Source organism: Exiguobacterium aurantiacum (genome assembly GCF_024362205.1).
GTDB lineage: Bacteria > Bacillota > Bacilli > Exiguobacteriales > Exiguobacteriaceae > Exiguobacterium > Exiguobacterium aurantiacum_B.
In genome coordinates this window covers 2836448-2859019 of sequence record NZ_CP101462.1, presented here as the reverse complement: position 1 = coordinate 2859019, position 22572 = coordinate 2836448, and the positions used below count along the sequence as shown (strand labels likewise).

The 22572-nt window shown below is 53.1% G+C and carries 24 protein-coding genes; 14 read left to right on the top strand and 10 right to left on the bottom strand.

Translation table 11 applies throughout. The features are described 5' to 3' along the window. Positions 1–210: 210 nt before the first annotated feature. The 10 genes from NMQ00_RS14880 (at position 211) to NMQ00_RS14835 (ending at position 7471) form a co-directional block, all read left to right on the top strand. Positions 211–1527 carry an MFS transporter gene (locus NMQ00_RS14880; RefSeq protein ID WP_255177298.1) on the top strand — a complete coding sequence of 439 codons (1317 nt, stop codon included), beginning with the start codon at positions 211–213 and terminating at the stop codon, positions 1525–1527. A 63-nt stretch (positions 1528–1590) separates the two neighbouring features. After that, entirely contained in the window at positions 1591–2598 is a 1008-nt protein-coding gene (gene moaA / locus NMQ00_RS14875; RefSeq protein WP_255177297.1) for a GTP 3',8-cyclase MoaA, read from the top strand. A 5-nt stretch (positions 2599–2603) separates the two neighbouring features. After that, positions 2604–3107: a MogA/MoaB family molybdenum cofactor biosynthesis protein gene (locus NMQ00_RS14870; protein WP_255177296.1), complete on the top strand. Its 504-nt coding sequence runs from the start codon at positions 2604–2606 to the stop codon at positions 3105–3107. Continuing rightward, entirely contained in the window at positions 3104–3652 is a 549-nt protein-coding gene (locus tag NMQ00_RS14865) for a molybdenum cofactor guanylyltransferase (protein WP_255177295.1), read from the top strand. Before NMQ00_RS14870 ends, NMQ00_RS14865 begins: the two co-directional genes overlap by 4 nt. Then, a complete protein-coding gene (locus tag NMQ00_RS14860) occupies positions 3652–4887 on the top strand; it encodes a molybdopterin molybdotransferase MoeA (protein WP_255177294.1) in 1236 nt (411 codons plus the stop codon). Before NMQ00_RS14865 ends, NMQ00_RS14860 begins: the two co-directional genes overlap by 1 nt. Then, entirely contained in the window at positions 4863–5339 is a 477-nt protein-coding gene (gene mobB / locus NMQ00_RS14855; protein ID WP_255177293.1) for a molybdopterin-guanine dinucleotide biosynthesis protein B, read from the top strand. Before NMQ00_RS14860 ends, mobB begins: the two co-directional genes overlap by 25 nt. Next, a complete protein-coding gene (locus tag NMQ00_RS14850) occupies positions 5317–5772 on the top strand; it encodes a molybdenum cofactor biosynthesis protein MoaE (protein ID WP_015880399.1) in 456 nt (151 codons plus the stop codon). Before mobB ends, NMQ00_RS14850 begins: the two co-directional genes overlap by 23 nt. Continuing rightward, positions 5769–5996 (top strand): MoaD/ThiS family protein, encoded by a 228-nt coding sequence (locus NMQ00_RS14845; RefSeq protein ID WP_015880400.1) that lies wholly within the window; start codon positions 5769–5771, stop codon positions 5994–5996. The genes NMQ00_RS14850 and NMQ00_RS14845 overlap by 4 nt, the downstream gene beginning before the upstream one ends. A gap of 3 nt (positions 5997–5999) precedes the next feature. After that, complete coding sequence (gene moaC, locus NMQ00_RS14840) at positions 6000–6464, top strand: cyclic pyranopterin monophosphate synthase MoaC (protein WP_255177292.1); 465 nt, start codon at positions 6000–6002, stop codon at positions 6462–6464. Further along, complete coding sequence (locus NMQ00_RS14835; RefSeq protein WP_255177291.1) at positions 6461–7471, top strand: ThiF family adenylyltransferase; 1011 nt, start codon at positions 6461–6463, stop codon at positions 7469–7471. Before moaC ends, NMQ00_RS14835 begins: the two co-directional genes overlap by 4 nt. A 39-nt stretch (positions 7472–7510) precedes the next feature. On the opposite strand, the gene NMQ00_RS14830 is transcribed toward NMQ00_RS14835, so the two are convergent. Then, positions 7511–8707, bottom strand: a complete 1197-nt coding sequence (locus tag NMQ00_RS14830; protein ID WP_255177290.1) for a LysM peptidoglycan-binding domain-containing protein — start codon at positions 8705–8707, stop codon at positions 7511–7513. Between the two features lie 278 nt (positions 8708–8985). On the opposite strand from NMQ00_RS14830, the gene NMQ00_RS14825 reads away from it, so the two are divergent. Next, a complete protein-coding gene (locus NMQ00_RS14825) occupies positions 8986–9735 on the top strand; it encodes a FixH family protein (RefSeq protein ID WP_255177289.1) in 750 nt (249 codons plus the stop codon). 33 nt (positions 9736–9768) lie between these two features. On the opposite strand, the gene NMQ00_RS14820 is transcribed toward NMQ00_RS14825, so the two are convergent. Then, the gene (locus tag NMQ00_RS14820; RefSeq protein ID WP_214753607.1) at positions 9769–11394 is read right to left on the bottom strand and encodes an ABC-F family ATP-binding cassette domain-containing protein; all 1626 of its coding nucleotides are present in this window, start codon (positions 11392–11394) and stop codon (positions 9769–9771) included. A gap of 133 nt (positions 11395–11527) precedes the next feature. On the opposite strand from NMQ00_RS14820, the gene NMQ00_RS14815 reads away from it, so the two are divergent. Continuing rightward, positions 11528–12139 (top strand): stage II sporulation protein M, encoded by a 612-nt coding sequence (locus NMQ00_RS14815; RefSeq protein WP_255177288.1) that lies wholly within the window; start codon positions 11528–11530, stop codon positions 12137–12139. A 22-nt stretch (positions 12140–12161) separates the two neighbouring features. On the opposite strand, the gene NMQ00_RS14810 is transcribed toward NMQ00_RS14815, so the two are convergent. The 6 genes from NMQ00_RS14810 to NMQ00_RS14785 all read right to left on the bottom strand — a co-directional run bounded on the left by NMQ00_RS14810 (position 12162) and on the right by NMQ00_RS14785 (position 16591). Then, complete coding sequence (locus tag NMQ00_RS14810; protein WP_255177287.1) at positions 12162–12881, bottom strand: DNA/RNA nuclease SfsA; 720 nt, start codon at positions 12879–12881, stop codon at positions 12162–12164. Between the two features lie 2 nt (positions 12882–12883). Beyond that, positions 12884–13330 carry an SACOL1771 family peroxiredoxin gene (locus NMQ00_RS14805; RefSeq protein ID WP_255177286.1) on the bottom strand — a complete coding sequence of 149 codons (447 nt, stop codon included), beginning with the start codon at positions 13328–13330 and terminating at the stop codon, positions 12884–12886. Between the two features lie 55 nt (positions 13331–13385). Further along, entirely contained in the window at positions 13386–14624 is a 1239-nt protein-coding gene (pepT, locus tag NMQ00_RS14800) for a peptidase T (RefSeq protein ID WP_255177285.1), read from the bottom strand. A 111-nt stretch (positions 14625–14735) separates the two neighbouring features. After that, positions 14736–15473: a glucose 1-dehydrogenase gene (locus NMQ00_RS14795; protein ID WP_255177284.1), complete on the bottom strand. Its 738-nt coding sequence runs from the start codon at positions 15471–15473 to the stop codon at positions 14736–14738. Between the two features lie 90 nt (positions 15474–15563). Next, positions 15564–16238 (bottom strand): LrgB family protein, encoded by a 675-nt coding sequence (locus NMQ00_RS14790; RefSeq protein WP_255177283.1) that lies wholly within the window; start codon positions 16236–16238, stop codon positions 15564–15566. Then, entirely contained in the window at positions 16235–16591 is a 357-nt protein-coding gene (locus NMQ00_RS14785; protein ID WP_255177282.1) for a CidA/LrgA family protein, read from the bottom strand. Before NMQ00_RS14785 ends, NMQ00_RS14790 begins: the two co-directional genes overlap by 4 nt. 151 nt (positions 16592–16742) lie before the next feature. Between NMQ00_RS14785 and NMQ00_RS14780 the strand changes: the two genes are divergently transcribed. Beyond that, on the top strand, positions 16743–17480 hold the full coding sequence (locus NMQ00_RS14780) for a YwqG family protein (protein ID WP_255177281.1): 738 nt from the start codon (positions 16743–16745) through the stop codon (positions 17478–17480). Positions 17481–17524: 44 nt separating this feature from the next. Here NMQ00_RS14780 and NMQ00_RS14775 read toward each other — a convergent pair whose 3' ends face one another. Together NMQ00_RS14775 and NMQ00_RS14770 are read right to left on the bottom strand one after the other, a co-directional pair. After that, positions 17525–20668, bottom strand: a complete 3144-nt coding sequence (locus tag NMQ00_RS14775; RefSeq protein ID WP_255177280.1) for an efflux RND transporter permease subunit — start codon at positions 20666–20668, stop codon at positions 17525–17527. A 24-nt stretch (positions 20669–20692) separates the two neighbouring features. Further along, on the bottom strand, positions 20693–21265 hold the full coding sequence (locus tag NMQ00_RS14770; protein ID WP_255177279.1) for a TetR/AcrR family transcriptional regulator: 573 nt from the start codon (positions 21263–21265) through the stop codon (positions 20693–20695). A gap of 228 nt (positions 21266–21493) precedes the next feature. Between NMQ00_RS14770 and NMQ00_RS14765 the strand changes: the two genes are divergently transcribed. Next, on the top strand, positions 21494–22564 hold the full coding sequence (locus NMQ00_RS14765) for a Fe(3+) ABC transporter substrate-binding protein (RefSeq protein WP_255177278.1): 1071 nt from the start codon (positions 21494–21496) through the stop codon (positions 22562–22564). The last annotated feature ends 8 nt before the right edge of the window (positions 22565–22572 follow it).

Sequence of the window (22572 nt, the reverse complement as noted above, 5' to 3'; positions counted from 1 at the left end):
TCTATTCCTTATCGTAAGGAATCGGGGAGGGTTTTTCTGTGTTCAATGTCACAGAAACAAAAGATAGGCGATTTTGTCACAGAATGATGACAGGGTGAGAAAAAAGCTCAAGATGCGAAATAAGTGTGAAAGAAGGCACACTTTTTTTAGGGGGCGGTCGATAGGATGGGATTAGGGTACGAATTGAACCGTTAAGAGGAGGAATAGACCATGCAACAATTAGACAAAGGGTCACACGCACTCGCCGAGTGGAAGCCAGAGGATGTGGGATTTTGGGAAGGGACGGGAAAACAAGTCGCCAATCGGAACTTGCGCGTCTCGGTCCCGGCACTGACGCTTGCATTCATCGTCTGGCAAATGTGGTCGGTCGCGGCCGTCCAATTGAATTCGATCGGGTTTAGCTTTACGCAAGGCCAGTTATTCACCTTGGCCGCCCTACCTGGACTCGTCGGGGCGACGTTACGCTTTTTCTATACGTTTGCGAACAGTATATTCGGCGGTCGGAACTGGACGATTTTCTCGACATCGATTTTGTTATTGCCACTCCTTGGCATCGCCTACGCCGTTCAAAACGTCAATACACCGTATTGGGTATTTATGATTTTGGCCGCGCTTTGCGGACTCGGCGGCGGAAATTTCTCGTCATCAAACGCCAATATCGGGGCGTTTTATCCGAAAGCGAAAAAAGGGACGGCACTCGGTATTAACGGAGGCATCGGGAACTTAGGCGTGTCGCTCGTCCAATTGATCACACCGCTCGTCATTACGACAAGTATTTTCGGGTTCATCGGCGGGAACGCCCTCTTGACTGAGACCGGAGAAGAGATTTGGTTACAAAACGCCGCGCTCCTTTGGGTCGTGCCGACCATCATCTTGACGGTATGCGCGTACTTGTTCATGGATAACTTACCGACCGCGCGTCAATCGCTTCGTGAACAGGCGAGCGTGTTTAAAGACAAGCATTTTTGGATTCAAACGTTGCTCTACACGGCAGCGTTCGGTTCTTTCATCGGATATGCCGCAGCGTTCCCGATGATCTTGAAGTTGAAGTTCCCTGAATCGGACTTGATGGCGCTCGCATTCCTTGGTGCATTCCTGGGCGCCTCTTCGCGCCCGTTCGGAGGCTGGATCAGTGACAAGATTGGGGCGGCCAAAGTGACGTTGATCGTGTTCGGAATCATGGCGCTCGGTACAATCAGTGTCATCATGGCCATCACGAACAGCAACTTGACGATGTTTTTCATCTCATTCGTCGTCTTGTTCATCGCGACAGGACTCAATTCCGGGGCCACGTTCGCGATGATTCCCCACGTGTTCGTCGCGACGAAGACGCCGGCCGTCGTCGGGTTCTCGGCAGCGTTTGCCGCTTACGGCGCCTTCTTCATTCCGAAGATGTTCGGCTGGTCGCTCGAACTCGTCGGTTCGTTCAACGGTGCGTTGTTCGTCATGCTCGGGCTCTATGCGATTTCGATTGCCACTACAATTTATTATTACTTGCGCAGCGGTGCTGAAAAGCCGATTCGCTGACAATCCGAAGTGGGGACTTTGAAAGTCCCTGCTGTCGTTGATGGATAGAAAGGATGAACCAAGATGACCCCATGGACCGATCGACGGAGACGACCGTTGGAAGACTTACGCATCTCAGTCATTGATAAATGCAACTTTCGTTGCCGGTACTGTATGCCGGAAGAAGCGTTTCGTCACCATCAGTTTTTAAAGCGAGACGAGTTGCTATCGTTTGACGAGATTGAGCGCTTCGTTCGTATCATCGCCCCGCATGGCGTAAAAAAAGTGCGCCTGACCGGGGGCGAACCGTTACTTAGACCGAATCTCGATGAGTTGATTCGCCGTCTGCGTGCGGTCACTACCATCGAGACGATCGGGTTGACGACGAACGGCGTCTATTTAGAACGGATGGCGAAAGCGTTAAAGCAAGCCGGGCTTGACCGGGTCAACGTCAGCCTAGACGCTTTATCGGCCGAGACGTTCGGGATGATGAACGGACGCGGGACGTCGCCCGAGACGGTGTTACGAGGCATCGATGAAGCGAAGCGACAAGGGCTTGAGGTGAAAGTGAACATGGTCGTCCGAAAAGGATGGAACGATCATGAAGTTGCCCCGATGGCCGCTTATTTCAAAGAACGGAATATCACGCTCCGTTATATCGAGTTCATGGATGTCGGCACGGCGAATGAGTGGAACGTCGAACATGTCGTGTCGTCTGAATCGATTCTTGAGGTGTTGAAACAACGAAATGGATTACTTGAACCGCTTGCACCTGAAACATTAGGAGAGGTCGCGCAACGTTATCGTTATACGGATGGGGCGCAAGTCGGCTTCATCTCTTCAGTCAGCCAACCGTTCTGCGGGACGTGTACACGAGGCCGTCTATCGAGTGACGGCAAATGGTATACGTGCCTGTTCGCGGAAGACGGGACCGATATTCGCGAATTGCTCCGCAGCGGGGCGAGCGACGAATTGATCGCCATGACACTGAAAATGGTATGGGAAGTACGCGACGACCGCTATTCAGAAGAACGGTCGCGGAGTGGGAACCGGACACGAAACCGGATTGAAATGAGTTATATCGGAGGGTGAAGACGATGCAAGCACACAATCACGTACATGAAAACACAAAGCGTGTCCGGGCCGCGATTTTAACGATCTCAGACACACGCACACTCGATAAGGACGTGTCAGGCGAACATATTTGCACGCTGTTAAAAGAAGAAGCACACACGGTCACATACCGTGAGATCACGAAAGATGAACCGCTTGAAATCGAGGCGGCCGTCAGACGAATGGTCGCTGAGAAGATGGATGTCATCTTGACGACCGGAGGGACGGGAATCACGAAACGGGACGTCACCATCGAGACGATTCGGCCGTTGCTCGACCGGGAAATGGTCGGCTTCGGTGAACTGTTCCGTTACGTCAGTTTTACGGAAGATATCGGCCCGGCGGCGATGTTATCGCGGGCTCTCGCCGGACGCATCGGAGATACGATCATCTTCTCGATGCCAGGATCGCGCGGCGCCGTCGATTTGGCGATGACCCGTCTGATTCTTCCCGAGCTCTCCCACATCGTCTGGGAAGCGACACGATGATCGGCATCGTCTTGGCGGGCGGGAAATCGCGCCGATTCGGGTCCCCTAAATGGCAAGCCCGTTATGAGGACATCTCGTTTGAAGAGCGGGCGCGACAGACGCTCGGTACCACGACGACGTCCCAATGGAGCGTCGTGCCGGCCGGACAGTCGATGACCTCATATCAACTTGAAGATGACAGAGAATGGTGCGGCATGGGGCCGCTCGCCGGCATCATCACCGTCATGCGGCACGTCCCGTGTGATTGGTATGCCGTCTGTGCGTGTGATACGCCCTTGTTGCCACCGACTGTTTACGAACGGCTTGCGACGGAACGAGGGAAGCGGCCGGTTGTCGCCTACGCAGACGATCGGATCCATCCGCTCATCGCCTTATACCCCCGTTCGATACTGTCACAATTCGAAGCAGCGTTACATCGAGGTGAACGGGCGGTCATGCCTCACTTGACAGAGGCGACAATCGTCTCGTTTGAAGAACGGGATTGGTTTAAAAATGTGAATTCGCTACATGATTATGAAGCACTGCTAGGGAAGGAAGTGGAGTGATGGAGAAGGTGTCGACCCTATTTCGCAAGCCGCTTGCCGTCGATGAGGCGGTCGCACGCATCCAAGAAGCGACAGGGCGGGCCGAAACAGAAACGGTGCCGTTGCATCGGGCGAATGGACGGGTTTTAGCGATGGATCTCGTCGCGACGCATGATGTTCCGGCGTTTAATAAGTCGCCGTATGACGGCTTTGCCGTCCGGTCTGCGGACTTGGTGTCTGCGAGTCGCGATGAACCGGTGACATTACCCGTTCAATACGTTCAGGGAGCTGGACACGTCGGAGAACCGCTCCGCGCCGGCGAGGCGATTCGCATCATGACCGGAGCTAAAATTCCAGACGGAGCCGATGCGGTCGTCATGCTCGAACTCGTGCAAGCAGACGAGCAAGTCGTGACGTTCAAACGACCGGCCCGCGATGCCAACATCTCTTATCGCGGGGAAGATGTGGCGATGGGGACGAATATCGTTGACCGAGGCACCCGCATCAATCCAGGCGTGATCGCCTTGCTCGCGACGTTCGGCTACGATCAAGTCGACGTGTACGTGAAACCGCACATCACCGTGTTCGCGACCGGAGACGAGCTCGTCGAACCGGGACGGAAGAAAGCCGACGGTCAAATTTATAATTCGAATGCGTATATGATTCTCGCACAAATCGAGGAGCTCGGCGGCACAGCGACATATGGCGGCATCTTGCCAGATACTTTTATTTCAACAAAGCGGGCGATTGACGAGGCACTTCGGACGAGTGACGCCATCGTCACGACAGGCGGGGTATCGGTCGGCGATTTCGATTATTTGCCCGATGTGTATGACGCGCTAGGAGCGACAGTACTGTTCAATAAAGTCGGGATGCGGCCAGGGTCCGTCACGACAGTCGCGCACCTCGAAGGTCGGCTGTTATTCGGATTATCTGGTAATCCGTCTGCCTGTTTTGTCGGTACGGAATTGTTTGTCGGCATGTATATGAAAACGTTGTTCGGACAAGCGGAACGCCCTGTCATTCAGGCGGAACTCGGTGTCGATTTCCCGAAACCGAATCCGTTCGACCGGTTCGTACGTGGACATGTGACGTTTGATTCAGTTGGGCAGACAGTCGTTCATCCGAGCGGCAAAGATAAATCGGGCATCGTCTCTTCACTCGCGACGTGTAACACGTTGATTCATCTGCCAGGCGGGACGAGAGGGTTTCAGAAAGGGGACTCGGTACGATGTCGAATCATCGATCGGCTTTGATTTTACAAGTGGTCGGTTATCAAAATAGCGGCAAGACATCGTTCGTTTCCGAACTGACATCACGCTTGTCGGCGACGGGGCTCCGTGTCGGTGTCATCAAACACCACGGTCACGGAGGAACATTCGACTTGCCGATGACTGATTCGCACCGTCACGCGTTGGCTGGTGCCGTGCTTTCGAGTGTGATCGGTGAAGACGGGACGTTGATCGAGTGGCAAGCGGTCGATACATTTGAGTTGCTCCTCAACTGGTACGAGGCGCACGTCGACATCGTGCTCATCGAAGGATATAAACGGAAAGATTATCCGAAAGTGGTGCTCGTGCGAGACGGGCATGAACAACCGGTCGAGGTGACGAACGTGATTGCACGCGGAGACTCCGTGGCAGACAAGGACCGGTTGATGCGTTCAGTGGAAAGGTGGATGGAGGATGAAATGGTATCAAGTGAATGAACATCCGCTCGAACCGATGGCACTTTACGAAACGGTCCGGCATCGAAACGTCGGGGCGGTCGTGCTGTTCATCGGGACGGTGCGGGAGATGACCGGTTCCAAACAGACCGAACTCTTGGAGTATGAATCATACGTGCCGATGGCCGAGAAGATGCTCGAACAAATCGCGAAAGAAGTGGCGGAACGTTGGCCTGGTGCGTTGACGGCGATCCATCACCGGATTGGACGACTCGATATCATGGAAGAAGCGGTCGTCATCGCGACGAGTTCTTCCCATCGCGCCGACGCCTACGAGGCGAATCGTTACGCCATCGAACGCATCAAAGAAATTGTCCCGATTTGGAAACGGGAGCATTGGACCGACGGCACGAAATGGATGGGTGATCAAAAAGAACAACACCCAGGACGCCCGGAAGGAGTGACGTACACATGATTGAGGTATTATGTTTTGCCCACGTGGCAGAAGAGTTGGCGGTCCGGTCCTATACCGTTTCGGCGCCACAAACAATCGCCGCCTTGCGAGCGGATTTGGCCGAGCGGGGCGTGTCGGGAGCGGAACGTCTCATGTTCGCGGTCAATGAGCGCTATGAGACGGACGAATACACAGTTGCAGACGGGGACACGGTCGCCGTCATTCCAATGGTGAGCGGAGGGTAAACGATGGAATTGACACATATGAACAACCAAGGGCGGGCGAGGATGGTCGATGTCTCGGATAAACCGGAAACGACACGTACTGCTCGGGCCCGTACATCAGTTGAACTGAGCGGTGAACTCAAACAACTCATCACGGATGGGGGTCTTGCAAAAGGGGATGTACTCGCCGTCGCTCAAGTGGCTGGCATCATGGCCGCCAAAGAGACGAGCCGCATCATCCCGATGTGTCATCCACTCGCCTTGAAAAAAGTCGATTTGACGTTCGAATGGGACGGGACACAGCTCATCATCGAGTCGTTTGTGAAGACGAAAGGCGATACCGGTGTCGAGATGGAGGCGTTGACAGCAGCAATGGTCGCCGCCTTGACCGTGTACGATATGACGAAAGCAGTCGATAAAGGCATCGTCATCGGACCGACATACTTGCTCGAGAAAGAAGGCGGGAAGTCAGGGGACTACATCCGATGACACCTGTCCCGGAACGTTACGCACGGCAGGCCCGGTTCCACGGCATCGGAGGGGAGGGCCAAGAACGTTTAATGGAGAAACGGGTGCTCGTCGTCGGTCTCGGTGCGCTCGGGGCGGCTGTGAGCGATCAACTGGTTCGGGCCGGTGTTTCGCTCATCCTCGTCGACCGCGACTATGTCGAGGTGACGAACTTACAACGACAGACGCTCTATACGGAACAGGACGCACATGCCGAGACGCCGAAAGCGGTCGCGGCGCTCGAACGTCTGCGGGCCATCAACTCCGACGTTGAGTTGGACGCTCAGATTGCCGACGTATCGTGGGATTGGCTTCGCCCCTTGCCGCCCGTTGACCTCGTCTTGGACGCGACCGATAACGTCGAGACACGTCTTTTATTAAACGATTTCGCACTCGAGCGCGGCATTCCGTTTTTGTTTGCCTCTTGCGTCGGGGCATACGGCATGAACTACACGGTGATGCCGGGAGAGGCGCCGTGTCTTCGTTGTCTCATGCGTCATTTGCCGCTTGCTGGACAGACGTGCGCGACAGCGGGAGTAGTAGCTCCAATCGTGCAACATGTGGCGAGTCGTCAAGCCGTCGAGGCGTTGAAATATTTGACGGGGCGTCATGAACACATGGAGCGCCGTCTCTTGATTGAAGATATGTGGGAGAACCAGTCGCAGCGGCTCGATGTCGCACGGCTCGTCGACGTGTCTTGTCCGTCTTGCCAAACCAAAGACTATCCGAGTCTCGTTTCAAATCGACAGCAGACAGCGCTTCTATGCGGTCGCGATGTCGTCCAAGTCCGTCGGTCCATCGAAGGGCTCGAACCAATCGCGCATCAACTCGAGCATGCGGACATCGTAGTGAAGCAGACACCGTTCACGTTGGAATGGCGATGGCGGAATCATCGGATGCTTTTGTTCAAGGACGGAAGAGTCCTCGTCCACGGCGTTGACGATGCGCATGTCGCGGTCGCGATGGTCGACGAGTGTCTTGGCACATAAAAGAAGTGTCCGCCATTTTCGGCGGACACTTCTTTTTGGTTAGCGTGGAATCGTGAGCACTTGCCCGACACTGATCAAGCTGACGTTCGTAATATTGTTAGCGGCGGCGATTTTAGCGACAGTGGTATTATACATCGTCGCAATCTTGTAGAGCGTGTCGCCCGATTTGACGGTATATTTCACGGTCGTCGCAGGTGGTGGTGTTACGGTCGTACCTGGGATGACGAGCACTTGTCCGACGTAAATAGAGTTGACGTTGGTGATATTATTGGCGGCGGCAATCTTAGCGACGGTCGTTTTATACAAAGTGGCAATCTTGTAGAGCGTGTCACCTGACTTGACGGTATATTTTACAGTCGTCGTAGGTGGTGGGGTGACGGTCGTGCCTGGGATGACGAGCACTTGTCCGACAGAAATCAAGTTGTAGTTCGTGATTTTGTTGGCGGCAGCGAGCGCAGCGACGGTGACGTTGTATGCTCGGGCGATGCTATAGAGTGTATCACCTGATTTGACAGTATACGTTTTGCCTGTCGGTGCTTTTTGATAGGCGAGCAATTGGGAGACGGTGACGAACTTGTAGCCTTTCGCTTTCAACTGAGAAATCATTGTCGGCAAGGCGAGCGGTGTACCCGGTGCACCGGCACCGGTGTGCATCAAGACGATTGAGCCTGGTTTGATGTTTGTCTGGACTTTCGTATTAATTTGGCTAGCAGTGAGTCCTTTCCAGTCAATCGTATCAATGTTCCATTGAATCGTGTAACCGTAGCCGGCGGCGCCGACTCCGCTCAAGACAGCGCTATTGACGGCACCAAATGGGGCCCGGAAAATCGGTTTCGTTGTTTTACCGGTGATCGATTTGACTTTCGCTTCCGTCCGGTCGAGTTCTGATTTCATTTGAGTGGCGGTCAACTTCGTGAAGTCTGGATGGGTATACGAATGGTTACCGAGTTGGTGACCTTTAGCGGCGATGTTTTTAATGTATTGGGGATGGTGGTTGGCGCCCGACCCAGTCAAAAAGAAAGTGGCTTTGACATTGTTCTTGGCAAGTATGTCCAAAATCTTGTTCGTATTCGCACCATCCGCTCCGTCATCAAACGTTAACGCGACGACTTTACTCGTCGTGTTCACGCTGGTGATGAATTTCGAAGCGGCGGCGTCGGCCGATTTTGGATAAGCGACTAACGGTGCCAACATGATCAACAAGGCCATCAACACACGTACAAACTTGCTCTTCATTTTGGTTTCGCCTCCATTCTTGGGTGTATGTATCTTGATGTTAAGGCTTTCCATATATTGAGCTGTGTATATATTTTATATACCCCCTTTTAGTGGTAAACATCATCTAACCCTAAAAATAGGGAAAGGAATTTTTGGATAATGACTCTCAATATTTGTGTTCAATTTATGAGTGACAAACGTGTCAAATATCACACAATCCTCACACATTTCCTAAAAAAGGGTGCTATCATGAACAATGTGTGAAGAATGTAAGCGATTGAATAGGGGGATTCAACATGAGCAAATCAATGAAGCGATTCGGCGTGACGTTCGGTCTCGTCGGTATGTTCGTCCTTGGGGCGTGCGGGGCAGATGAAGCGACTAACAGTACGGAGACGGTGCAGTCGATGGAACCGGTCGAAGCAGAATTAAACGTGCCGGCGACAGCCGACAAAGACGAAGCGGTCACACTGGCGGTGCGCGTCACCCAAGAGGCTGAAGCGGTCGATGACGCCGATGAGATTAAGTTCGAGGTCTGGAAAAACGGAGCCAAGGAAGAGAGCGAGATGATAAAAGCGTCGCTCACAGAAGATGGTGTGTACGAGGCGGAGGCGACGTTTGCTGAAGAGGCGGTCTACACGGTGCAAGTCCATGTGACGGCTCGGTCGATGCACACGATGCCGACGACGAACGTGACGGTCGGCCATCCGGAGACGGCGGCTGAAGCCGAAGCTGAAGAGGACCATCATCATCATGCCGGAGCGGACATCGTCCTTGATCAGACACAAGCTGTCGTAAATGAAGCGCAACCGTTCACAGTCAACGTCGAGATTGAGCATGAGGCGTTGACAGGCGCGGACGTCCAACTCGAAGTGTTCAAAGACGGGGCGGACAAGCACGACTGGGTCAAGCTTGATGAAACGGCAGATGGAAACTATACGGGGGAGCATACGTTCCCTGAAACGGGCACGTACAACGTTCAAGTCCACGTGACAAAAGGCCATGACATCCATGAACACATCATGGAAACCGTCGAGGTCAAATAAAAAAATCGATCGGCCGCGGCCGATCGATTTTTCTTATGCGTTCTGATAAAGTGATTCGACTTGCTGTTGGAGCGATTCGTTCTCGAGGAACTCGTCATACGTCGCTTCTTTGTCGACAATCCCGTTTGGCGTCACTTCGATGATGCGTGTGGCGATCGTCGAGATGAGCTGATGGTCATGTGAGCTGAAGAGAAGTACGCCTTTGAACGTCTCGAGACCGTTGTTGAGCGCTGTGATCGACTCGAGGTCCAAGTGGTTCGTTGGATCGTCAAGGACGAGGACGTTCGAGTTCGAGAGCATCATTTTCGAGAGCATGCAACGAACTTTCTCTCCCCCTGAGAGAACAGATGCTTTCTTCATGACTTCTTCGCCTGAGAAGAGCATACGTCCGAGGAAACCGCGAAGGAACGTATCTGACTCGTCGGCTGGAGAAAACTGGCGTAACCAATCCAAGATGCTCTTATCCGAGCCTTCGAAGTATTCCGAGTTATCTTTCGGGAAGTACGACTGTGTCGTCGTCACACCCCATTTGACCGTACCCGCATCCGGTTCCATCTCACCCATGATGATTTTGAAGAGTGTCGTGATGGCAACGTCTGAACGGCCAACGAATGCGACTTTGTCCGTCTTGTTGAGTGAGAACGTGACGTTGTCGAGCACTTTGACGCCGTCAATCGTCTTCGAGACGTTGTCGACGTAGAGCACGTCATTCCCGATTTCGCGTTCCATCGAGAAGCCGACGAACGGATAACGGCGTGAGGATGGACGGATATCGTCGAGCGTGATCTTATCGAGCAACTTCTTACGCGACGTCGCTTGACGCGCCTTCGAGGCGTTCGAGCTGAAACGGGCGATGAAGTTTTGAAGTTCTTTGATTTTCTCTTCTTTTTTCTTGTTCTGGTCGTTGGCCATGCGTGAAGCAAGTTGGCTTGACTCGTACCAGAAGTCGTAGTTCCCGACGTATAATTGAATCTTACCGAAGTCGAGATCGGCCATGTGCGTACATACTTTATTCAAGAAGTGACGGTCATGGGATACGACGATGACAGTGTTCTCGAAGTTGATCAAGAACTCTTCGAGCCATTGAATCGCCTTGAGGTCAAGACCGTTCGTCGGCTCATCGAGGAGAAGAATGTCAGGTTTGCCAAACAATGCTTGAGCAAGGAGGACTTTGACTTTCTCGCCACCTGTGAGCTCGCTCATGAGCTTGTGGTGAGACGCGTCCGTGATGCCGAGTCCTTGAAGGACCATCGCGGCTTCCGATTCGGCTTCCCAACCGTTCATCTCAGCGAATTCGCCTTCGAGTTCAGCAGCGCGCATACCATCTTCGTCAGAGAAATCTTCTTTCATATAGATGGCGTCTTTCTCTTTCATGACTTGATACAAACGTTCGTGGCCCATGATGACCGTCTCGAGTACCGCTTGATCTTCATACGCGTAATGGTCCTGTTTGAGGACGGCGAGGCGTTCGCCAGGCGAGAAGCTGACGTCACCTGTTGTCGTGTCTTGCTCACCGGCAAGAATTTTCAAGAATGTTGACTTCCCGGCGCCGTTCGCGCCGATCAAGCCGTAGCAGTTGCCTGGTGTGAACTTGATGTTCACGTCTTCGAACAACTTGCGGCCACCGAATTGGAGACTTACGTTATTTACTGTAATCATGTATAGGATCCCTCGTTTTTCTGATTAGTTTACGACGTGTATTGTATCACGTTTTTTGAAAACGCGCAGTCGTGGGTAAAAATGAAACAAACAGCAACTTGACTCGTATAAAGAACAAAAGGGGGAATCAGCCATGAAAACAACGCTCTCGCTGAAAGAAGCGTGGTCGAATTACTACCGCAGAGATTTCTTCCGGCTCTGGGTCGTCTTCCTCGTGACGGGCATCGGCTCGTACTTTTTATTCCGGGCCGTTATCGCCCCTGAACAAGTGGACGAGATTTTAACCCAGCTCGGTGAATCGTTTGAATCGCAAGGATTGACGTTCGATTCGAGCGCCCGTGAGACAATGATTGCTCTATTTGTGAATAATACGCGCGTCACGTTGTTCGCTTTCCTGCTTGGGATGATCCCGCTTTTCATCCCGTACGTGTTCGTCGTCATCAACGCGGCCGTCATCGGCCTGGTCGCCATGCTCGTTGGGTTTGCTGGCGAATCCGTGATCCGGGTCATCGTGCTCGGAATAATGCCACACGGGATCACCGAAATCTCGGCCATCTTGCTCGGGGCGGCGATGGGGTTATCGCTTAACCGTTACATCTGGAAAAAACTGCGCGGGAAAGAGACCGACGTCACGTTCAAGGCGTTGCTCGTGGCAGGGGTGAAAATGTTCTTCGTCATCGCGGTACCACTCCTCGCCATCTCCGCCGTCATTGAGGCGTACGTGACACCACTATTGTTGCAATAAAAAAAGCCAGCGCTGGCTTTTTTTATTTGAAGTGAAGCGTCGTTTCAAAACAGTTTAGCGGGACAATCCCTTCCACCGTGAAGCGACAGTTCAACTGCCAGATTTCAAGTCCATCCGCAATCGCATCGCGAATCAGCTGACGAATCCGCGCGTCTTGTTTCCGGTTCGGGTTGCCGGTGAAGACGGGCGCATCGTATAAGAAGACATACAGCAAGACGGCCCGTTTGGTTTCGGGCAACGTCGCAATCAGCGTCTCGAGATGGCGAATCAACCGTTCGGTCTCGATCGGTCTCGTCACCGCACGTCGTTCAAAGCGGGGGAGAGGTGTCACGAATAACTCGGTGAGTGGTGCCTTCACTTCCATATAGACACCATCGACCTTGAAATCGAGTCGTGACGAGGCGACGACTTGCTCGCGTTCCACATGTTTCGAGGAAGGAAAGACCGGTAAAGCGTCCGTGTCCAAACAATACGCGACAAAATCGTTGGCGCGACCTTGATGAATCCCAATCCATTGGCGGTCTGCGTCAATCGAGATTGCCTCCACCGTGAAGGCGGTGTTCCGTCGCGGATTGTTCGTCGAGACGAGGCAAGGCACTCCGTCAAAGACGAGGTCGCCGATGCGGCCTGTGACCGGACAGTGGCAGGCGACGACAGTGTCATCGAGCAATACGTCCATCACGAACCGGTTACGTCGTCTTAAGATGATTCCTTCCTGCAGGTCTTGTGCGAAGCGATACATCGTCAGTCGACGCGGGTGACCGTCGTGTCGAGCTCGAACGTGACGTTGCCGGCCAAGGCGCGTGAAATCATACAGCCGTCCTTCGCTTTTTTAGCAATCCGTTCGACGAGCGTGATAGCACGGTCTGTGGCATCTGTCGGCACATTGATGCGCGTCGTGTAGCGAATCATCTCGTAGGTGAAGACACCATTCGTCACGTCGACGATGCCTTCGGCGTCAATCGTGATGCCTTGATGTGACAGGTCACTCCGTCCAAGCATGGCCGCAAGTGTGATGATATAGCAGGTCGCGGCAGCACCGAGCAACATCTCATCGGGGTTCGTCCCGATGCCCGGCCCATCCATTTCCGGGGGAATCGAGATTTGTGTCTTTAACCGTTCGGCCTCGATCGTTCCGACGTCGTTGCGTCCGCCGGTCCAGTCGAGGTTCATTTGAAACGTATGCTTCATAAAAAATCGCCTCCAATGTCTCTATTCTAGAAGAGAACGATTGGAGGCGCATGTGTTATGCTCGCGCGCGTTCAGCGAACGTGCGGAGCGTCTGGATGATAACGTGGGTCGCTTTTTCCATGTTGTTGACGGAGACGTATTCGAACTTGCCGTGATAGTTCTCGCCGCCCGTGAAGATGTTCGGGGTCGGGAGTCCCATATACGACAGTTGCGAACCGTCCGTCCCGCCGCGAATCGGTTCGATTTTTGGTTCGATGCCAAGTTCGCGCATGACGTCGGCGACGGTGTCGACGATGTGTTTCACCGGCTCGATTTTCTCGGCCATGTTGTAATATTGATCGTCCATTTTCAAGTCGATACGCGCTTCGCCGTATTTCTGTTTCCATTCGACGACGAGCTTTTCAAGCAATGCTTTGCGCGCCTCGAACTTCGTGCGATCGTGGTCGCGGATGATGTATTGGAGCGTCGTCGTTTCGACATCGCCAGAGAAGCCGTTCAGATGGAAGAAGCCTTCATATTCGCTCGTATGCTCTGGGGCCTCATCAGCCGGAAGGCGGTTGTGGAAAGCCATCGCCAATTTCATCGAGTTGACCATCTTGTTTTTAGCACTGCCCGGGTGAACGTTCGTCCCATGGAACGTGACCGTGGCGCCGGCCGCGTTGAAGCTCTCGTATTGGAGTTCGCCGAGGGGACCACCGTCCATCGTATAGGCGAAATCGGCGTTGAAGCGGGCGACATCGAATTTATGTGGCCCACGACCGATTTCTTCGTCCGGTGTGAAGGCGATCCGGACCGGTCCGTGCGGAATCTCCGGATGGGCCAATAAGTATTCGACCGCGGTGACGATCTCGGCCATGCCGGCTTTGTCGTCGGCACCGAGCAGCGTCGTCCCGTCTGTCGTGATGAGTGTATGTCCAACGTAGCCGTCAAGTTCTGGGAAGTCGCGTGGGGACAAGATGACATTGAGCGCCTCGTTCAAGACAATATCGCCGCCCTCGTAATGTGCGACGAGTTGTGGGTTGACGTTTGTCCCGGTGAAGTCGGTCGCCGTATCGACGTGGGCAAGCAGGCCGATCGTCGGTACTTCATGACTGACGTTACTCGGAAGGGTGGCGAACAAATAGCCGTACTCATCCGTCTCGACGTCCTCGAGCCCAATCGCTTTCAACTCTGCCTCGAGATGGTGAATCAAATCCCATTGTTTCGTCGTTGACGGTGTCGTCTCGCTCGTGAAGTCGGACTGTGTGTCAATTTTTGCATACGTGATTAAACGTTCAATCAATTTCGCTTGCATGGTCTGCCTCCTCTAATGAATCTGTCTCATTTAGTGTAGCATGAGAGCCGTTTCGAGAAGTATCGAAATTGTTTGAAAATAAAAAGAGAGGCGCAGTGGCCTCTCTCTGGATTATTGGACGATAACGCCCCCATCGATGACGAACTCGGCGCCTGTGAAGTAGCTCGACTCGTCCGATGCGAGGAACAAGACGAGATTCGAGACATCGCCCGGTTTTCCGATTCGTTTAAGCGGTACCGTCTCTGCCATCTGTCTGACGACTTCTTCGACACCTGGTTGCATAATCATCGGCGTCTCAATCAAGCCCGGGTGAATCGAGTTGACGCGAATCCCATCAGCTGCGACTTCAAGCGCGATCGCTTTCGTCATCCCCCGCACCGCGAATTTCGAGGCGACGTATGCGGCTCCACCTAGGCCAAGGATGCCTGAAATGGACGAGATATTGATGATCGATCCATGTCCCGCTTTCCGCATCGATGGAATGACCGATTTCATACCGAGGAACACACCAACTTGGTTAATGTCGATGACTTTTCGATAATCGGCTTCAGACAACTCGTCAATCGTATGGGTCAATGCGATGCCGGCGTTGTTGACGAGAATCGTGATGGGACCAAACTTCTCTTCGGCAATTTTCACTGCATCTTCCCAATCTTCGAGTTTCGTGACGTCATGTTTCAAGAAGACGACGGCATCGCCGAGTTCCGCAGCCAGAGCCTCGCCCTCATCCGCCAAAATATCTGTGAACAACACGTGTGCACCCTCTGCCACCAGTTTTCGCACGTGGGAGGCGCCCATCCCGCGGGCCCCACCGGTCACGAATGCGACTTCACCTTGTACACGTCCCATTGTCCCTTCCTCCTTCATAAAAGAAAGCACCGTCTCTCTTTATTATAATATGCGTTACTACATATTATGAAGTAGTTTGACCTTGAAATATCAAAAAAGGAGAGGCAGTAAAAATGGAAGTAAAAACGACGTGAAGATGGCGGACAGGCCCATCGCCGCGCCCCCGGTGGCCCCTGAGAGCGGATGTTCTGTCGCGGCTTGAGCCGTGCCAATGCCGTGGCTGATCGTCCCGAGAGCGAGCCCTCGTGTGAACGGATCAGTCACTTTGAAAAGCGACAACATTAGCGGACCGAACATGGCACCGAGTATGCCGCAGGCGACAGTGATGGAAGCCGCAAGGGCCGCGTCTCCTTGGAGCTGTTTTGCCAGTTCGAGCGCAATCGGAGCAGTGACGGATTTGACCGCTAGTCCGATGAGCACTTGGTCCGTCAGTTTGAGCGCCGTACCGATCAGGACTGCGACGACGATCGTCGAGACGGTACCGGCAACAATCGCGCTAATGGCGCGTTGTGCGCGTGCGAGGAGCGTCGGCAAGTTACGATACAGCGGCAGGCCGAGGGCAACGGTCGCCGGTCCGAGTAAAATCGTGATTAAATCTTTGGCCGGTTCATATACGTCGTATGGCTGCTCAAAGAGAAGGAGCATCACAATCAAAAAAGTCGTGCTCAAGAAGACGACGTTCGTGAACGGGGACGCCCACTTGAATGACAACTTTCGGCTGACGAGATAGACGCCGATTGTGACGAGTACCCAAAATAATGTCATGACACTTCACCTCGTCTTCCGGAGACGACCGCGGTCACGACGAGTCCGACAACCAGACTGACAATCAAGGCGAGGAAGAGCGGAATCCCTTCTGCTTTTAAGAGACCGCTATACGACATGAGGCCGACCGCAATCGGGATAAAGAAGAAAGCGAGATGTTTCGTAAGGAAGCCGGCACTGTCCTCGATCCACTCGACTCGGATGATTTTTGTCATGAGTAATATCAATAACAGCATCATCCCGATGACGTTTCCAGGCACTTTCCATTCGAGTGTGGCGACAATCCAGTTGCCGAACGCACTTAACCCGAATAAGAGCGAAAGGCCGATCATCCATTTGATAAAGAATTGCATGCATACCATCCTTTCGCGAATACGTTCAAAACGTATGCATTTTCTCAAGTTTCATCCATGCGGTCAAGATAAAGGTTGTATAAAAAATAATAAAGGGTACATACGTTCGGTATGGTAGACTACTTGTATCATATCCGAATGAGGTGTTCGAATGGAACTTCAATCAATCAAACGGTTTATTGATCAACACGGGCTTGAACAGGTCAATGATATCTTGGCGGCATTCACGAAGCGCGTCAACTTGACGCTCGTACCCCGAACGACACGGGAAGAAGTCGCGATCGGTCATTCAAAATTTGGCGGCTATCCGGATTTACCGAGTGCGTCGGATCATCCTGGAGAGAACTTGACGTTGTTGGCACAGTTCCGGCTGAGTGACTTCACTGGATTTGAATCGGTCGAAGCGCTTCCGAAAGAAGGGGTGTTATCGTTCTTCTATGATTTGGACGAACAACCGTGGGGTGACGCGGACGAACGTCACCTTTGGCGCGTCCTCTATACAGATGCGACGGCGCTTGTACGGGTCCGCGTCGGCGAAGCACTCAACGAGAGGGCTGTCGCATTTGAAGAAGGCTATGCGCAGAACGATCACGACTTGTTTGATCTGATGAATGAGGACGAGTATTCCGCGTTTGAGGAGTTATTCGATGAAGAAGAGGCGCATGCGGTCGGCGGTCATCCAGACGAGGTGCAACATGATGTGTTTGAAGAGGTTGAAGAGACCCATGGGGAACGATTCAGTGACCCGTTTCTCTTATTCCAAATGGATTCAAGCGATGAACTCGACATCATGTTCGGCGACTCCGGCATCCTCTATTTCCTGATTCCGACCGAAGCGCTCCGAGCCAAGCGGTTTGAAGAAGCTGAAATCATCATGCAATGTTACTGAGCGCAAAAAGAGAGTCGACCCTTTATGGGCGACTCTCTTTTGAATTACGCTTCTTTTTTCTTACGGAATCGTGCGAAGAACTCATACACGATTGGAACGATAAGGAGCGTCAATAGCGTTGAACTTGTCAATCCACCGATGACGGTCACACCGAGACCTTTCGAAATCAAGGCGCCGCCTTCAAGGCCGAGCGCGAGCGGGGAAAGGGCACCGATCGTTGCGAGCGCCGTCATGAGAATTGGACGGAGCCGAGTACCGGCTGCCTCGAGCAAGGCATCGCGTGTCGAGAGACCCGCTTCTTCTTTATGAATGACGCGGTCGATCAAGACGATGGCGTTCGTCACGACAATCCCAATCAACATGAGCGCACCGATCAAGGCAGATACCGAGATCGTTTCGCCTGTGATGAGAAGGGCGACAAGTCCCCCGATAATCGCGTAAGGAAGCGAGAACAGGACGACGAACGGCGTGACGGCACCGCCGAACGTGATGACGAGCACCAAGTAGACGATGGCGACGGCCGCGAGCATGGCGAGACCGAGTTGGGTGAACGACTCTTGAATCTGTTCAGTGACCCCACCGACGTCATAGGAGACGCCAGTCGGGAGCTCGATGTCAGACACACGTTCCTCGATGGCAGCCGAAGCTTCCGTCGCTTTGTCCGTGCTGAGCTCGACATTGACGCGAGCGAGAAGTTTCCCATCACGCTGGACGAGCGTATCCGGTGTCGTGCCTTCTTCGACTTCGATGAAGTCCGAGATTGGACGTGGTCCGAACGGCGTCGTCACTTCTTGTGCTTGCAAGTCGTCGATGCTGTCATACGTGACTTGTTCCGTCGGGATGATGACGTCGAGCTGTTTGTCATCGATTGTCACGGTCGAGAGCGGACTTTCTTGCGCTTGGAACTGACCAATCGTCTGAGCAAGTTGGGCGGCCGAGACACCTGCCTCAGCAGCAGCTTGCTGGTCGACGTTGAACGTGTATTGGACGTACGATTCACGAAGGTCAGACGTTGCTTGACGGACATAGTCCGTCTCTTCTTCAATCGTCTCGATGAACGTCGGAACGATGGCTTCTAAGTCTTCAAGGGAGTTGGCGTAAACGTTGTACGTCACTCCGCTCGTACCGGCACCGCCGGCGAAGTCTTGTTCTTTCCATTCCCCGCCAGAGGCGAGTTCGTTCAAGCGTTCGACGTCAGCGATTTTAACATCGGCGAAATCTTCCGTGTCCGGGTCGTACTGGACGATGAAAATTCCTTGCTTGTTGTTCCCAGGGTTGAGCGGGTTCTCGCCACCGACCGTGAATTGAACGTCGGTCGCGTCCGCTTGCTCTTCCATGAAATACGTCTCGGCGATTTCGGCCGCCGCAATCGAATCGTCGAGTGTTTGGCCCGGTTCTGGGTCGAACGTGACGTAAAGCGTCTTCTCCGACTCTTGGTTCAAGAAGTTGACCCCGATGGCTGGGACGAGGGCGAAACTTCCGATTAAGAGTGCTGTCGCGAGACCGAAGACGACGAGTTTATGGTTGAGTGACCAGTTGAGGACGCCACGATACCATTCGGCGAGCTTCCCTGGTCCTTCTTCTGGTTTCAGTTTGTCGCGGTTCTTAAAGAACGAGTCGGCCATCATCGGTACGACCGTGATCGCGACGAGTAAGGACGCGAGCAAGGCGAAGACGACGGTCAAAGCGAACGGTAAGAACAGCTCGCCGACGAAGCCAGTGACGAATCCGAGCGGCAAGAAGACGGCGATCGTGACGATCGTCGACGACGCGATCGGAATGAAGACTTCTTTTGTAGAAGCGATAATCAACTCTTTGCCGCGCAACGTCTCGTTCGGACGAGTGAGGCGACGATATATGTTCTCAATGACGACGATGGAGTCATCGACGACCCGCCCGATGGCGACGGTCATCGCGCCGAGCGTCATAATGTTGAGCGTGATGTCGAGCTGTTTCAAGACGATCAACGCCATCAAGAGTGAGAGCGGGATAGAGATGACCGCGATAATCGTCGAGCGGAAGTTACGAAGGAACACGAGAATGATCAAGATGGCGAATAGACCACCGAGTAACGCTTTCGAGACCATCGTCTCGACCGATTCTTCAATCGGTTGACCTTGGTCGAGCGTGACCGAGACTTTGGCCGTGTCATAGTCGGCCTCGAAGTCGGCGAGCACCTCTTTGACGGCGTTGACGACGTCGACGGTGTTCGCGTCTTGTGTTTTCGTCACTTGAATCCCGATTGAACGTTCTCCGTTTGAGCGCGAAATCGATTCCTCGATGCCACGGTCCTCAATCGTCGCGAGTTCGCTCAAAGCGACGGTTGGGACGGTTGTCGGGATATTGGCAGGTGGGACGGCACCTGGTACTTCAGTCGGAATTTGCGGGGTCTCGCCAGTCGGAAGGTCCGTTGGCGCACCTGGTGCAGGCTGTTCCGTTTGCGCGGGTGAGTACGGGATTTGGAGGTCGCGGAACGCCTCGAGCGTCTCCGACTTCCCGTCGATGACGACGGCTTGCTCCGTATCACCAAGTTCATACAGGCCGAGCGCGATGCGGGCATCGTTCGCTTGAATCAACTGTTTGACCGTGTCTTCCGTCAAGTTGTATTCGGCGAGCGCTTCCGCATCGAACTGAAGCTCGACGCGACGAATCTCTTGTCCGGCGATTTGGACGGTCTGAGCGCCTTCGACGCCTTCAAGTGCCGGCTGCAACTCATCTTCGACCAATTTCGTCAATTCGGCCAAATCGAGACTCTCATCCGAGACGGCTGCCCCGATGACCGGGAACGCGTCAAAGCTGAGACGCGACACTTGCGGGTCTTGGACGGCTTCAGGTAATTCGACGTTACTGAGCGCGTCTTTGACGAGTTGTTCAGCTTCTTCCATGTCGGTGCTGAAATCGTAATCGATTTGAATGTTTGAAGCGTTCTGGAACGAAGACGATCGAACTTGTTCGACGCCGTTCAAGCTCTTCAAGCGTTCTTCGAGCACGGTGCTGACTTCGTCGAGCACTTGTTCAGGTGAGGCGCCTGGATAAATCGTCGTCACCGAGACGGTCGGTGTCGTGATGTCAGGCAACGTTTCTAGTTTCATCGTCAAGCCGGCGAAAATTCCGGCGGCCGTCAAGATGATCGTCATCAACCAAACGGCGAACTTGTTGTTGACGGAGAAGGACGTGATTTTCTGCATGGGGTTCATTTCTCCTCTGATGGCTTAGTCTGTTTTACCCGAATCGATGTTCCGGGCTCGCTCGATCAAGCGAGCGATAATGTCTTGTTTTAAGGCGGGCGGGGCGACACCGACGTTGAAGTGCTCGGACATCATCATGCCTTCGAGTGCATAACGGATAATCATCGTCTCGACGGGGTCGCTCGTCTGTTGAAACGCTGCGAAGAACGTGTCGAGGTCGTGCTTCCACCGTTCGGCGTATTCCTGGTCGACAGCGAACAACGTCAAGAAGGCAATCATTTTCTCGGCGTCGATGTGAATCGGTGAACGCTCCGGATGAAGTTTCGTCTCATCAAATAGGCGGACGAATGCTTCGACGGGACCGTTGCCGTCGGCTTGAAGCGACTCGTACAAATCGTTTTGCTCGGTTTGAAGCCGTTCGACGATGGCGGTCAGCAGCGCTTCTTTGGATGGATAATGATACAGGAGACCACCTTTCGAGACGCCGGCCGTCTTGGCGACTTCATCTAATGTAAGATGATGCACGCCGTGCTCCATGATGATATCCGTCGCTGCATCCAATAATTTCTGTTTCGTGATCAGTGATCGGTTTGTCATGTCATACCTCCTTTCTGTACCGACCAGACGGTTTGTTCTCTTCCACTATAGAGGGCCAGTCATTTTGAAGTCAAGAAATGATGATGTCAAAACTGTTAAGTTATAAATCAATAACTACTGTAAACGATTTCAAAAAAAGGTTGACGTGAGAATGATTATCATTGATGATAGTAACTGAGAGTAATTATCATTACCAATAACAGAGCTGAATAAGTGGGGGATAATCAAATGAACAAAAAGTATATGGCTTTAGGACTTTCAGCAGCACTGACGACATCGTTGCTTGCAGCTTGCGCGAGCACGGAAGAGACGACGACTTCAAACGACAACGAGACAGCAGAAGAGTCGAAAGTCGTCAACGTCTACTCGAGCCGTCACTATGATGTCGATAAAGAGCTTTACAAGCAGTTTGAAGAAGAGACTGGCGTGAAAGTCAACGTCGTCGAAGGGAAGAGTGATGAGCTTCTCGAGCGTTTGAACACAGAAGGTGAGAGCACAGAAGCTGATCTCTTCATCACGGCCGATGCCGGGAACTTGTATCAAGCGAAAGACGCGGGACATCTCCAAGCGGTCGATAGCGACGTGCTTGAATCGAACGTCCCTGAAAAATATCGTGATACGGACAACGAGTGGTTCGGTCTCACGAAACGGGCACGTGTCATCGTCTATGCGAAGGACCGTGTGAAACCAGAAGACTTGTCAACGTACGAAGCACTTACAGAAGAACAGTGGAACGGCAAAGTACTCGTTCGTCCGTCTGAGAACATGTATAACATCTCGCTCCTCGCCTCGTTCATCGAAGTGAACGGTGTCGACCAGGCAAAAGAGTGGGCGAAAGGCATGGTCAACAACTTTGCACGTGACCCACAAGGGAACGACCGGGATCAAGCGAAAGCAGTCGTTGCCGGCGAAGGCGATGTCGCCATCATGAACACGTATTACATGGGACTCATGTTGAACTCGGAAGACGAGGAAGAGAAGAAAGTGGCCGAGCAACTCGGTGTCTTCTTCCCGAACCAAGACACGACGGGGACACACGTGAACATCTCGGGGATTGCGATGACAAAAGCAGCGAAGAACTCAGAAAACGCGAAGAAACTCATGGAGTTCATGTCTGATCCGTCAGCACAAGAGCAGTTCGCGAGCGTGAACTACGAGTATCCGGTCAACGAATCGGTTGAACCGAACGAGCTTCTCCAATCATGGGGTGAGTTCAAAGAGCAGGACATCAACTTGTCTGTCCTCGGTGAAAATCAGCAAGAAGCCATCCGTCTCTTCAACGAAGCGGGCTGGAAATAAGAAGACTT

Coding starts and splice junctions, on each gene's coding strand:
- NMQ00_RS14880 (WP_255177298.1), top strand. CDS start 211: ATGCAACAATTAGACAAAGGGTCACACGCACTCGCCGAGTGGAAGCCA.
- moaA (WP_255177297.1), top strand. CDS start 1,591: ATGACCCCATGGACCGATCGACGGAGACGACCGTTGGAAGACTTACGC.
- NMQ00_RS14870 (WP_255177296.1), top strand. CDS start 2,604: ATGCAAGCACACAATCACGTACATGAAAACACAAAGCGTGTCCGGGCC.
- NMQ00_RS14865 (WP_255177295.1), top strand. CDS start 3,104: ATGATCGGCATCGTCTTGGCGGGCGGGAAATCGCGCCGATTCGGGTCC.
- NMQ00_RS14860 (WP_255177294.1), top strand. CDS start 3,652: ATGGAGAAGGTGTCGACCCTATTTCGCAAGCCGCTTGCCGTCGATGAG.
- mobB (WP_255177293.1), top strand. CDS start 4,863: ATGTCGAATCATCGATCGGCTTTGATTTTACAAGTGGTCGGTTATCAA.
- NMQ00_RS14850 (WP_015880399.1), top strand. CDS start 5,317: ATGAAATGGTATCAAGTGAATGAACATCCGCTCGAACCGATGGCACTT.
- NMQ00_RS14845 (WP_015880400.1), top strand. CDS start 5,769: ATGATTGAGGTATTATGTTTTGCCCACGTGGCAGAAGAGTTGGCGGTC.
- moaC (WP_255177292.1), top strand. CDS start 6,000: ATGGAATTGACACATATGAACAACCAAGGGCGGGCGAGGATGGTCGAT.
- NMQ00_RS14835 (WP_255177291.1), top strand. CDS start 6,461: ATGACACCTGTCCCGGAACGTTACGCACGGCAGGCCCGGTTCCACGGC.
- NMQ00_RS14830 (WP_255177290.1), bottom strand. CDS start 8,707: ATGAAGAGCAAGTTTGTACGTGTGTTGATGGCCTTGTTGATCATGTTG.
- NMQ00_RS14825 (WP_255177289.1), top strand. CDS start 8,986: ATGAGCAAATCAATGAAGCGATTCGGCGTGACGTTCGGTCTCGTCGGT.
- NMQ00_RS14820 (WP_214753607.1), bottom strand. CDS start 11,394: ATGATTACAGTAAATAACGTAAGTCTCCAATTCGGTGGCCGCAAGTTG.
- NMQ00_RS14815 (WP_255177288.1), top strand. CDS start 11,528: ATGAAAACAACGCTCTCGCTGAAAGAAGCGTGGTCGAATTACTACCGC.
- NMQ00_RS14810 (WP_255177287.1), bottom strand. CDS start 12,881: ATGTATCGCTTCGCACAAGACCTGCAGGAAGGAATCATCTTAAGACGA.
- NMQ00_RS14805 (WP_255177286.1), bottom strand. CDS start 13,330: ATGAAGCATACGTTTCAAATGAACCTCGACTGGACCGGCGGACGCAAC.
- pepT (WP_255177285.1), bottom strand. CDS start 14,624: ATGCAAGCGAAATTGATTGAACGTTTAATCACGTATGCAAAAATTGAC.
- NMQ00_RS14795 (WP_255177284.1), bottom strand. CDS start 15,473: ATGGGACGTGTACAAGGTGAAGTCGCATTCGTGACCGGTGGGGCCCGC.
- NMQ00_RS14790 (WP_255177283.1), bottom strand. CDS start 16,238: ATGACATTATTTTGGGTACTCGTCACAATCGGCGTCTATCTCGTCAGC.
- NMQ00_RS14785 (WP_255177282.1), bottom strand. CDS start 16,591: ATGCAATTCTTTATCAAATGGATGATCGGCCTTTCGCTCTTATTCGGG.
- NMQ00_RS14780 (WP_255177281.1), top strand. CDS start 16,743: ATGGAACTTCAATCAATCAAACGGTTTATTGATCAACACGGGCTTGAA.
- NMQ00_RS14775 (WP_255177280.1), bottom strand. CDS start 20,668: ATGCAGAAAATCACGTCCTTCTCCGTCAACAACAAGTTCGCCGTTTGG.
- NMQ00_RS14770 (WP_255177279.1), bottom strand. CDS start 21,265: ATGACAAACCGATCACTGATCACGAAACAGAAATTATTGGATGCAGCG.
- NMQ00_RS14765 (WP_255177278.1), top strand. CDS start 21,494: ATGAACAAAAAGTATATGGCTTTAGGACTTTCAGCAGCACTGACGACA.